Genomic DNA, 1,041 nt, shown 5'->3' on the forward strand with positions numbered 1-1,041 from the left:
GGGTTAGGGAGGGGTAAAATATTTTATCCAGCAATCATGACTTTTCAAACACCTGCTAATTAATTTAAGTTTTTCGGCTATTTAGCTACTTATAAATCAGTAATTAGTCTAGCTTTTCTCAACATAAATTGCAATGCTGTTTCTTCTCTAGAAATAATATCGGCTGTAGCGTTCATTCCTGATTGTAGCAGACATTTATGACCATTAATTCCAAATGAATTGCCTTCGGGCTGAATTGTGGCTTCAAAGTAGCTAATACCAGGAGAATTTGTCGTAGTTGTATCTTTATTCTGAGGTGTAATTGCGTCTGGAGAAATGGTTTTAACAGTCCCATTAGCAATTCCATAATCAGGATAGGGACAAGCATCAACACGAAGTTGAACTTTTTGACTAATGGCAATTTTGTTGATTTCCGCAGTAGGAATTATGGCTTTAATTACTAAAGAAGCACTATCAGGGACAACCTCAGCAATAGATTCACCAGGGCGGACAAATTGACCAGAGTTTCGTAAATTTAGTTTAAATATAATCCCATTACTCGTGGCAAGAATTACACTACTTCTCCGCTGGGTTTCGACTTGTTGAAGTTCTTTTTGTGATTGTTTTATTTGAGTTTGTATTTCTACCAATCGCTGAATTAAGCCTTCTCTTTCTTTGTTTAGAGCCGCTATATTTGCTTCACCTCTAGCAGTTTCTTGAGCAATCCGTTCTTGTGCCATTTTTACCATTGCTGTAGTTGGATTAATCGCGGCTTGAGTTGATTTAATTTTGATTTTAGCAAGATCAACAGCTTTTTTTGCAGATTGTAGTGTTAAGGTTGTCTGTTGCACAACTAGCTGTTTTTGCTCAAATTCTCTGTTACCAATTGCACCAATTTTGGATAACTGCTTATAACGATCTCTATCCGACTTTGCGAAATCTAAATCAGCTTTTGCTTTTTCTAAATCTACTAATTCTTTTTGAATATTTACCTCTGCTGTTATTAATTCACTTTCAGTATTGATTTTTCGCTCTTGATATTCCCTTTGATTTCTTAATAAG

The 1,041-nt window shown here is 35.4% G+C and carries 1 protein-coding gene; it reads right to left on the bottom strand.

Translation table 11 applies throughout. The features are described 5' to 3' along the window. Positions 1 to 89 precede the first annotated feature (89 nt). On the bottom strand, positions 90 to 1,041 hold a 952-nt coding region (locus tag IQ228_RS26255), incomplete at its 5' end, for an HlyD family secretion protein (protein ID WP_193965042.1).

Origin of the sequence: Dolichospermum sp. LEGE 00246, assembly GCF_015207865.1 — a bacterium.
GTDB classification, from domain to species: domain Bacteria; phylum Cyanobacteriota; class Cyanobacteriia; order Cyanobacteriales; family Nostocaceae; genus Dolichospermum; species Dolichospermum heterosporum.